The sequence below is a fragment of the Streptomyces sp. WAC05292 genome, from assembly GCF_003949955.1.
Classification (GTDB): domain Bacteria; phylum Actinomycetota; class Actinomycetes; order Streptomycetales; family Streptomycetaceae; genus Streptomyces; species Streptomyces globosus.
Genome location: NZ_RPSE01000243.1, coordinates 1 through 9,371 on the forward strand (window position 1 = coordinate 1; position 9,371 = coordinate 9,371).

7 protein-coding genes are annotated in these 9,371 nt (G+C 74.1%); 2 read left to right on the top strand and 5 right to left on the bottom strand.

Annotated elements, in window-relative coordinates; all coding sequences use genetic code 11:
• Window positions 1-365 precede the first annotated feature (365 nt).
• Window positions 366-1,100 carry a hypothetical protein gene (locus EF903_RS22230; protein ID WP_125545849.1) on the top strand — a complete coding sequence of 245 codons (735 nt, stop codon included), beginning with the start codon at window positions 366-368 and terminating at the stop codon, window positions 1,098-1,100.
• On the opposite strand, the gene EF903_RS22235 is transcribed toward EF903_RS22230, so the two are convergent.
• From EF903_RS22235 to EF903_RS22255, 5 genes are all read right to left on the bottom strand, one after another.
• Entirely contained in the window at window positions 1,051-2,496 is a 1,446-nt protein-coding gene (locus EF903_RS22235; protein ID WP_260615777.1) for a cytochrome P450, read from the bottom strand. The genes EF903_RS22230 and EF903_RS22235 overlap by 50 nt on opposite strands.
• On the bottom strand, window positions 2,493-4,049 hold the full coding sequence (locus EF903_RS22240; RefSeq protein ID WP_185902770.1) for a HAMP domain-containing sensor histidine kinase: 1,557 nt from the start codon (window positions 4,047-4,049) through the stop codon (window positions 2,493-2,495). Before EF903_RS22240 ends, EF903_RS22235 begins: the two co-directional genes overlap by 4 nt.
• Before the next feature lie 9 nt (window positions 4,050-4,058).
• The gene (locus EF903_RS22245) at window positions 4,059-4,742 is read right to left on the bottom strand and encodes a response regulator transcription factor (protein WP_125545851.1); all 684 of its coding nucleotides are present in this window, start codon (window positions 4,740-4,742) and stop codon (window positions 4,059-4,061) included.
• Between the two features lie 33 nt (window positions 4,743-4,775).
• The gene (gene murJ / locus EF903_RS22250; RefSeq protein ID WP_260615778.1) at window positions 4,776-6,374 is read right to left on the bottom strand and encodes a murein biosynthesis integral membrane protein MurJ; all 1,599 of its coding nucleotides are present in this window, start codon (window positions 6,372-6,374) and stop codon (window positions 4,776-4,778) included.
• A gap of 131 nt (window positions 6,375-6,505) precedes the next feature.
• The gene (locus EF903_RS22255) at window positions 6,506-7,669 is read right to left on the bottom strand and encodes a lipid II:glycine glycyltransferase FemX (RefSeq protein WP_390335346.1); all 1,164 of its coding nucleotides are present in this window, start codon (window positions 7,667-7,669) and stop codon (window positions 6,506-6,508) included.
• A 240-nt stretch (window positions 7,670-7,909) separates the two neighbouring features.
• On the opposite strand from EF903_RS22255, the gene EF903_RS22260 reads away from it, so the two are divergent.
• Complete coding sequence (locus EF903_RS22260) at window positions 7,910-9,121, top strand: Ig-like domain-containing protein (RefSeq protein WP_399421425.1); 1,212 nt, start codon at window positions 7,910-7,912, stop codon at window positions 9,119-9,121.
• Window positions 9,122-9,371 lie beyond the last annotated feature (250 nt).

The window sequence follows — 9,371 nt, forward strand, 5'->3', positions numbered from 1 at the left end:
TTCGGCGATGGCGGTCCACCCGCACGGCAGGCCGTGAGGCCGGGCCGGGCGGGACGACCGGCAGGGTGACGCCGGGCCGGAGCCACGCCGTGCCGGCGGTCACGGTGCCGTGAGGATCCGGGGGCCGCGGCGCCGGTGGACACGAGGGCCCCGGCGAGGGCGGCTGCGAGCGCTAACAGACGTGGGGCGGGGCGGCGCATGGCGTACCTCCGGTCGACGACGGCCTGTCGGACCCCCTGGGACAGGGCTGCGGTCGGCACTGTAACTTCACGGCCGCCCCCGCGTCAGGAAGGCCCGGCGGTGGCGGCCGTTCCGGCTGCCGCGACCCGGTGATTCCCCGAGGGCGCGGCACTAGCATCCGGCGCATGGACGAAGACCTGCGGAACATCGTGCTCGGACTGGCGGCCACCGCGATCAGCGGCGGCTTCGGATGGGTGACCCGTACGTACGTGTGGCGGCGGGCGCTGCGCCGCAAGCAGGCCTTCTTCGGGCTGCCGACGGGATCGGACTGCCTGTTCGTGGTGAACCGGCAGATGGGCGGCTCGGAGGGGTCGGTGCACCGCAACGACGCGTTCGCGCTGCTGGAGATATCGGCCCTGATCAAGGACTGCGGGGCGAACGTCCAGATCGTCGCGCACGACACGGTCCGCCAGGGGTTCGGCGAGCGGGCCGAGTTCTGCGTCGGCGGGCCCGTCTCGAACGCCCGGACCGCCGCCCACCTGGAGTCGATGCTGCCGGGGGTCTCCGTCGACGTGTCGACGGAGCCGGGCCCGGACCGGGGCGCCATCCGGGTGGGCGGGCAGACGTACCGCTGGTCCAAGGGCCGGGCCGAGCACGTCGTCCTGGCCCGCCTGACGAGCGGTCCGGGCACCCGGCCCGTGTTCCTGATATCCGGCCAGACGGCGGTCAGCAACCAGGCCGGGGCCCGCTACCTCGCCCGCCACCACCAGGAGCTGGCCCGCCGCCACCGCGGCAACCCCTTCTGCCTGCTGCTGAAAGTGGTCAACTCGGCCGCCTACGGGCCCGACGTGGTGGAACTGCTGGAGGACGTCACCGCCGCGGCCCGGACACCCGCAGCGGCAGCCGCGTCACCCCGTTGATGAAGTTCGACACCAGGCGGCGCGGCGGCCCGGCGAGTTCCGGCGCCGGCATCGCGGCCCGCCACTCCTCCAGCAGCACCCGCAGCTGGAGCCGGGCGAAGTGGGCGCCGAGGCAGACGTGCGGACCGTCACCGAAGGAGACGTGCGGATTGGGGGACCGGTCCAGGACCAGGTGCCCCGGGTCGGCGAAGACCCGCTCGTCGTGGTTGGCGGAGGCGTGGAAGACGACCACCTTGTCGCCCGCCCGGATCGTCCGGCCGGCCAGCTCGGTGTCGTGCGCGGCGGTACGGCGGAAGCTGAGCACCGGCGGGTGCACGCGCAGCAGCTCCTCGACGGCGCGGTCCGCGGGCACCGCCCCGCAGGCCAGCCGCCGGTAGGCGTCCGGGGCGCCGGCGAGGGCCAGCAGTGCGCCGGGGGCGGCCGAGCGCACGGTGTCGTTTCCGGCGACCGTCAGCAGGAAGAAGAACATCTCCAGCTCGGCCGGTTCCAGCCCGGCCTCGGCCAGGGAGGTCACGATGTCGTCGCCGGGCCGGCGCCGCTTGTGCTCGGCGAGTTCGCGGGCGTACGCGAACATCTCGCCGAGCAGGGCCGGGGAGCGCGGGTTGAGCGGGGTGCCGTCGGGCCCGCGCAGCGGCTCGGGGGCGTCCTCGGGATCCTGGTAGCCGATGACGCGCACGGTCCAGTCGAGGAGCAGGCCGCGGTCGGCGGCCGGGATGCCCAGCAGGTCGGTCAGGTTGAGCAGCGCGTACTCGTCGGTGACGGCGGGGACCACGTCGCACGCGCCGTCCTCGGCCTTGGCGCGGGCGTCGGCCAGGAGCGTGCGGGCGCGTGCGCGGACGCGGTCCGCGAACGCGTCGACCCGGGCGGGCGTGAAGGCGCGGGAGACGGTGCGGCGCAGCCGGCCGTGGCCGGGCGGGTCCTGGTTGAGCATGGTGCTGCGCAGGAACGGCAGGTCGGCGGCGTCGGCCACTGCCGTGCACACGATCTGGCTGCGGGCGAGGTCCGACAGCCCGGCCACGTCGATCGGCAGGTCGACGTCCACGATGTCGCCGACGGGGCCGGTCCTGATGGTCGTGGCGGCGAGTCCGGCGTCGACGGCGGGCAGCGCCGTCCCCAGTCCGGAGGCCAGCTCCCGCCGGCTCGGCCCGGCCAGCAGCCGGAACAGCGCGCCCTGGGCCCCCTCGGCGCCGTACCCGGACCGCACGGCGGTCAGCCGCCTGTCGGGGGTCAGGAAGTACACCAGCGAGTCCGCGCTGCCGTCGGGCGCGCTCACGGAGATCTCGGCGGGGGCGCCGCTCTCCACGACCCCCGTCGTCTTGATGCCGCAGCCGGCGAGCAGCAGCCCGGCCGCCGCGCCGGCGGAAACGGCGCGGGCGGCGCCGCGGATCCTGCTCATGCGTCGGCCTCCAAGGGCATGTCGAGGGTGAACACGGCGCCGCCGGCCGGGCCGTTGCGGGCCTCCAGGGTTCCGCCGTGCAGCCGTGCGTTCTCCAGGGTGATGGCCAGGCCGAGGCCGCTGCCGGCGGAGCGGGTGCGGGCGGCGTCGGCCTTGAAGAAGCGGTCGAAGATGTGCGGCAGCACCTCGGGGGCGATGCCGGGACCGCTGTCGGCGACCTCGACGACCAGTCGCGGCCCGCCGGGCTGCGGGCGGGTCCGCACGGTGACGCGGACGGGGGCGCCGCCGTGCCTCAGGGCGTTGCCGACGAGGTTGGCGAGGACGACGTCGAAGCGGCGCGGGTCGAGGCGGGCGCGGGCGTCCCGGGGCAGGTCGGTGACGACCCGGGCGTCGTCCCAGTGGCGGCGCTCCAGGGTCTTGCGGACGGCCTCGGCGACGTCGACCTCGTCCAGGTTGAGCTCGGCGGCGCGCGCGTCGAATCGGGAGATCTCCATCAGGTCCTCGACGAGGACGGCGAGCTTGCCGGTCTCGGCGCTGATCAGCCGCAGGGCCGCGGCCGTGTCGGCGTCGAGGCCCGCGGCCTCCTCGTCGAGGACCTCGGTGACGGCGAGCATCCCGGCGAGGGGGGTGCGCAGCTCGTGGGAGACGTCGGAGGCGAAGCGGCGGGCGCGGGTCTCGGCGTCCCGCAGCTCGCCCACCGACGCCTCCAGGGCGCGGGCGGTGTCGTTGAAGGTGCGCGCCAGTCCGGCGAGTTCGTCGGCGCCCCGGACCTCGATCCGGGTGTCGAGGCGGCCCCGGCCCATCCTCTGGGCGGCGCGCCGCATGTCCCGTACGGGGCGCAGCACGCTGCGCGCGGCGAGCAGGGCGGGGATGACCGCGGCGGCGAGGCCGGGGACGGCGCCGCGCTGCGCGGCCTCGACCATGGCCTGCACGGTGGTCCGCTCGGCGGAGAGCGGCATGGTGGCGAAGACGACGAGTCCGGTGGGCGGGCGGGTGTCCTTCGCACGGAACACCGCGGGCATCCCGACGGCGAGGTAGGGGTCGCCGTCGGCGTCGGTGACGCGCTGGAAGGCGCCGTGCGGGTGGGCGGTGACCTGCCGGCGGAGCCGGTCGGTGACGACGGTGGAGGTGGGCGAGCCGTTGCTGGAGGCGCGCAGCCGGCCGTACTCGGCGAAGACGTTCCAGGGGTGCGGTTTGCCGCGCTTGGCCAGCTCGGAGACGAGCCGGTCGAGCTGCGCCTGGTCCATGGGCAGGCTGACGGGCTGGGCCTCCATCAGGTCGCGCAGGGTGCTGACGGCGGTGTCCTGGCTCTGTTTGAGGACGGCGTTGCGGGCCTGCTGGTAGGTCAGGGCGGCGGTGGAGACCGCGCTGACCGCGGCGACCAGCAGGAACGCCGCGATCAGGCGGGTGCGCAGGCCGAGCGGGGCGATGCGCCGCTCGCGCGGGGTGCCGCGGCGGAGGCGCCGGGCGAACCACCCGGGGCGGCCGGCGCGCTGGTCGCGGTCGGCTCGCGCGGTGCGCGCGCGGGGTGCGGTGCGTGCGGTGCGTGCCACGCGGCCCGCCTACAGGGGGCCGAAGCGGTAGCCGAAGCCCCGCACGGTCTGGATGTAGCGGGGCGCGCCGTCCGGATCCTCGATCTTGTGGCGCAGGCGGCGCACGCAGGCGTCCACGAGCCGGGCGTCGGCGTGGTAGCTGTGCTCCCACACGTACTCCAGGAGCTGCTGGCGGGAGAAGACCTGCTCGGGGGAGGCCGACAGGTGCAGCAGCAGCTTGAGTTCGCTGGGGGCCAGTGCGATGCGCTCGCCGCCCCGGGCGACGGTCAGCCCGGCCCGGTCGACGGCGAGGTCGCCGTGGAACTCCACCTGGGGCCGGCCGTCGGCGGGGGCTCCGAGGCGGCGCAGCACTGCCTTGATGCGGGCTTCGATGACCTCGGTGCGGGCGGGCTTGACGATGTAGTCGTCGGCGCCGGCCTCCAGGCCGACGACGACGTCGAAGTCGTCGCCGCGCGCGGTGAGCATGATGATCGGGACCTGGCTGGTCTCGCGGATGCGGCGGCAGACCTGCACGCCGTTGATCCCGGGCAGCATCAGGTCGAGCAGGACGAGTTCCGGGTGGAAGCCGCCCATCAGGGCGAGGCCGGCCTCTCCGGTGTCGGCGGCGGCCACCTCGTGGCCGCGGCGGCGCAGGCCGAGGCCGACTCCGGCCCGGACGGAGGGGTCGTCCTCGATCAGCAGTACGCGGGGCATCGGGCGGTGTCCAAGCGGTCGGGCCGCTCCCGGTCAGCGGCGCTTGCGCCGCAGGGAGTCGAGCGGGTCGGTGAGGGCGGTCAGGCGCAGCGGCCGGGCGAGCAGGACGACGACGAGGGCGATCGCGGCGGTTCCCGCGGCGGCGGCCGCGACGTCCCCGGCCGGGGCGGCTGCGCGGGCGGCGGCGTGGCCGGCGGCGGCCGCGGGCAGGGACGCGGCGAGGAGCTTCAGGTGGGTGCGCAGGGCGGTGTCGGTAGGCGCGCCGGCCGGTGCGGGGCGCGGGCCGAGCCTCCGGGCGAGGGCCCAGGCGGTCGCGGCGAGGCCGGCGCAGAGGGCGGCGGAGTAGGCGGCGGCCATGCCGGTGACGGCCCAGCGCGGGGGCAGCAGCAGGAAGGCGGCGGCGGACAGGCCGGCGTTGAGTCCGGCGATGACCAGGTTCAGCAGGAAGGGGGTGCGGGTGTCGGACAGGGCGTAGAAGCCGCGGGTGAGGACGTACTGGCCGGAGAGGGCGATGAGGCCGGGGGCGAAGGCGGCGAGCATGCCTGCCATGACCGCGACGTCGGCGGCGCCGGTGCGGCCGTACCCGAAGACGCTGCCGACGACCCAGGGGGCGAGCGCGGCGAGCAGCGCCGCGGCCGGGACGATGAGGGCGGCGCTGGAGCGCAGCGCGGAGGAGACGTCCCGGCGGACGGCGGCGAGGTCGCCGTCGGCGGCGGAGCCGCTCATGCGGGGCATCAGCGCGGTGACCAGGGAGACGGTGATGATGCCCTGGGGGACGATCCACAGCTGGTGGGCGTTGCTGTAGGCGGTGTAGCCGGCGCCTCCGGCGAGGCCCGCCTCGACGGCCTGTCCGCCGGCGGTGGTGGACAGCCGGGTGACGACCCAGTAGCCGATCTGGTTGGTGAGGACGAGCAGGACCGTCCAGCCGGCGTTGCGGAGCGGCCGGGCGAGGCCGCTGCCGCGCCAGTCGAAGCGGGGCCGCCAGCGGAAGCCGGCGGCGCGCAGCGAGGGGGCGAGCGCGGCGGCCTGGACGACGATGCCGGCGGTGGTGCCGAGGCCGAGGAGGCGGGTCTCGGCGGCGGTGAGGCCGTCGCCGCCGCCGTGGGCGGCGTACAGGAAGTACCCGAAGACGGCGGTGGTGACGAGGTTGTTGAGGACGGGGGTCCACATCATGGCGCCGAACCGGCCGCGGGCGTTCAGCACCTGCCCGAGCAGGGTGAAGAGGCCGTAGAAGAGGATCTGCGGCAGGCAGTAGCGGGCGAGGGCGACGGTGGTGTCGGCCTGGGCGCCCGTGTACGGGGTGTACGCGGCCACGAGCGCGGGGGCGGCGAGCACGGCGGCGGCGGTCAGCAGCAGGAGGGCCGCCGTGCAGGCGGTCAGCAGCCGGTCGGTGTAGGCGGCCCCGCCGTCGGAGTGCTGCCGGGCCGCGCGGACCAGCTCGGGGACGAAGACGGCGTTCAGGGCGCCGCCTATGAGCAGCATGTACAGGATGTTCGGGACGGTGTTGGCGACGGTGTACGCGTCGGCGAGCAGCCCCGTGCCGAGGGCGGCGACGACGACGGCGGAGCGGAGGAAGCCGGTGGCGCGGGAGACGACGGAGCCGGCGGCCATGAGGGCGCCGCTGCGCAGCACGGAGCCGCGGCGCGGCTCGGCGGCGGGAGCGGCGTGAGCGGCGCCGCCGGCTGCGGCCGCGCCGGTCGGGGAACCGTCGGGTGCGGCGCCGTCGGGTGCGGCGGTCGTGCCGGGGGCGGGTGCGGCGGCGGTCACCGGCGGGCCAGGTAGGCCTGGAAGGCCTTGTGCAGGGCCGCGTTCGCGTACCCGTCCATCGCTGTCTCCCACTCTCCGAGCGTTTCGACGACCTGTCCGCCGGTTCCGAGCTTCCAGCGCAGCAGTCCGAAAGAACGTTCGTCGGGGTCGAGTGTGGAGGGTACCCCGCGCATGTCGTACTCGTCGGCCCCGAGGGCGTGGGCGTCGCGCATCATGCGCCACTGCAGGGCGTTGCTGGGCCGCACCTCGCGGCGGTGGTCGGCGGATGCGCCGGTCTGGTACCAGACCCGCCGCCCGGTGGACACCATGGTGTGGGCGGCGAGGACCTCGCCCTGGTGGACGGCGAGGTAGAGCCGCATCCGGCCGGGGGCCTCGGCGTTGAGGACGGCGTACTGCTGCTGGTAGTAGGCGAGGGAGCGGCCGAGGCGGAAGCCGTCGCGCTCCTCGGTGATGCGCAGCAGCCGGTGGAACTCGGGCAGGTCGGCGGCGGTGCCGAGGACGGTTTCGACGCCTGCCTTGGCGGCCTTGCGGACGTTGCGGCGCCATTCCTGGTTGAGGCCGGACCACAGGTCGTCCAGGGAGCGGCCGGCCAGGGGCACGCGGAAGACGTGGCGGGGCTGGGCGTCGCCGTCGTCCTCGCCGCCGCAGCGCTGCCAGCCGTGGGTGCGCAGGCGGTCGGCGAGGGCGGCGCCGACCGGGTCGACCTCGGTGGCGAGGACGTCGGCGAGGCGGCGGCCGGGCCCGGTGGAGGCCTTGAGGAGGGCGGCGTCCCAGCGGCGGTAGGCGGGTGAGGGGCCGATGCGGACGGCGAAGGCGCCGGCGGCGCGCAGGTGGCGCATGAGGGGGCGCAGCCAGTGGTCGATGCGGGGGTCGGACCAGTCGGCGACGGGTCCTTCGGGGAGGTAGGCGAAGTATTTCCGGGTGCCGGGGAATTGGCGGTAGAGGACGAGTCCGGCACCGGTTATTTCCCCGCCGGGGTGGTGCCATCCGACCGTTTCCGCCCGCCAGAGGTCCTTTACGCCGGCCCAGGAGGGGTACTGGAGAAAGCTGGCCCGGCCGTGGCGGCAGAGGAATGCGGTGTATTCGGCGGTGGACAGGGAGCGCACCGTCGGGTCGGGCTCCCGGTGCCGCTGGGCGGGGGTGGCGAGCAGTGCGCACACGGCGGTGGCCTTCCTGTACGTCCCGTCCGGGCGGGGCTGCGGGGTGGGGGCGCACAGGACTCTCACAGGCGTCGATGACCGCGCTGCGCAACGAATGTGACCGTTCCATGACCGTTCTGCTGCGGTCCGCGTCACAGGCGGTTTCCGGATCTTTTCCGATGATTGCGCAACCTAGAGTCGCCCCGACCGCATCTCCTTGTGCGGACGATCCCTGACGCCGCTATCCGAGAGGGCTTTTCGTTGAGCCGCACACGCCGCTTCGCCCGACGCCGCCACGCCGTTCTGGCGGGCACCGCCGTACTCATGGCCGCCGCTCTGACCGCATGCGGCGGCGGCGACGGGAAGGAGGGCGGTGACGCGAAGGGCGATCAGAAGAAGAAGTCGGAGATGGCCATCTCCGTGAACCTGACGGGTGACCAGGCCAAGCCCGGCGAGCCGGTGAAGGTCACGCTCGCCGAGGGGAAGCTGTCCCTGGTGAAGGTGTCCGACGGCAAGGGCGGCGAACTGCCGGGCAAGATAGCCGACGACGGCAGGACGTGGACCTCGGAGCGCAACGCGGCGCCGGGCACGCAGTACAAGGTCGACGCGCAGAACACCGACAGCCAGACCGCGACGGCGCAGTTCAAGACGGCGGCCGCGGACAAGGTGAACAAGGTCACGATCGTGCCGGGCAAGGGCTCCACGATGGGCGTGGGCCAACCGGTCTCGCTGGTGTTCGACAACCCGGTGAAGAACAAGGCCGAGGTGGAGAAGCGCCTGAAGGTGACCACCTCGAACAGCACCGAGGGCTCCTGGGGCTGGGTCAAGGACTACACCGGCAACGACCGCGTGGACTGGCGGCCCAAGGACTACTGGAAGTCCGGGACCGAGGTCAAGGTCGAGATGAGCCTGAACGGCGTGGACTCCGGCCCGGGCGGCGGCTACTTCGTCCGCGACTACGACACCAACTTCACGATCGGCAAGGACCGCCGGCTCCAGGTCGACCTGGACGCCAAGAAGATGAACGTGGTCGAGGACGGCCAGACCGTGAAGTCCATCCCGGTGTCGGCGGGCACGCCCGGCGGCAAGAAGGCCTCCTGGTCCGGGAAGATGGTGCTGATGAGCAAGGAGGGCACCATCCGGATGGACTCCCAGACGGTGGGCCTGGGCGACTCCTACGACAAGATGGTCGACTACTCGATGCGCGTGACCTGGTCCGGGATGTACATCCACGCCGCGCCGTGGAACGCCGCGAAGTTCGGCCGCGAGAACGCCAGTTCCGGCTGCGTCGGCATGAGCGACTCCGACGCCAAGTGGCTGTTCGGCACGGCCCAGGTCGGCGACCCGGTCGAGGTCGCGGGCAGCGGCTCCAAGGGCAAGGCCGACATCGGCAACGGGTACGGCCAGTGGAACCTCTCCTGGGACGAGTGGAAGACCAAGAGCGCCCTCTCCGGGGCTGCGCAGAACGGCTGAGACGGCGTCGAGCCGCCCATAAGCGTGCATCGCCCAACAATCGTTACCAGTGCGTAACTTACTGGCGGGTTACCTTCGGTAAGCGGCTCCGGTTACCGTTCGGTCACTCCGACACCGGCGCACGCGAGGAGCCCCCTGTGGTCCGCACCCCCACCGCGGCGGCCATGGCAGCCGCCCTGGCCGTCGCCGCCCTGGGCCTGACACCCCATCAGGCCCGGGCGGCCGTCCAGTCCACCGCCCCCACCAGCTC

What these genes read in the sequence shown, in the direction of transcription:
- EF903_RS22230 (WP_125545849.1), top strand. Translation starts at nt 366, where the DNA reads ATGGACGAAGACCTGCGGAACATCGTGCTCGGACTGGCGGCCACCGCG.
- EF903_RS22235 (WP_260615777.1), bottom strand. Translation starts at nt 2,496, where the DNA reads ATGAGCAGGATCCGCGGCGCCGCCCGCGCCGTTTCCGCCGGCGCGGCG.
- EF903_RS22245 (WP_125545851.1), bottom strand. Translation starts at nt 4,742, where the DNA reads ATGCCCCGCGTACTGCTGATCGAGGACGACCCCTCCGTCCGGGCCGGA.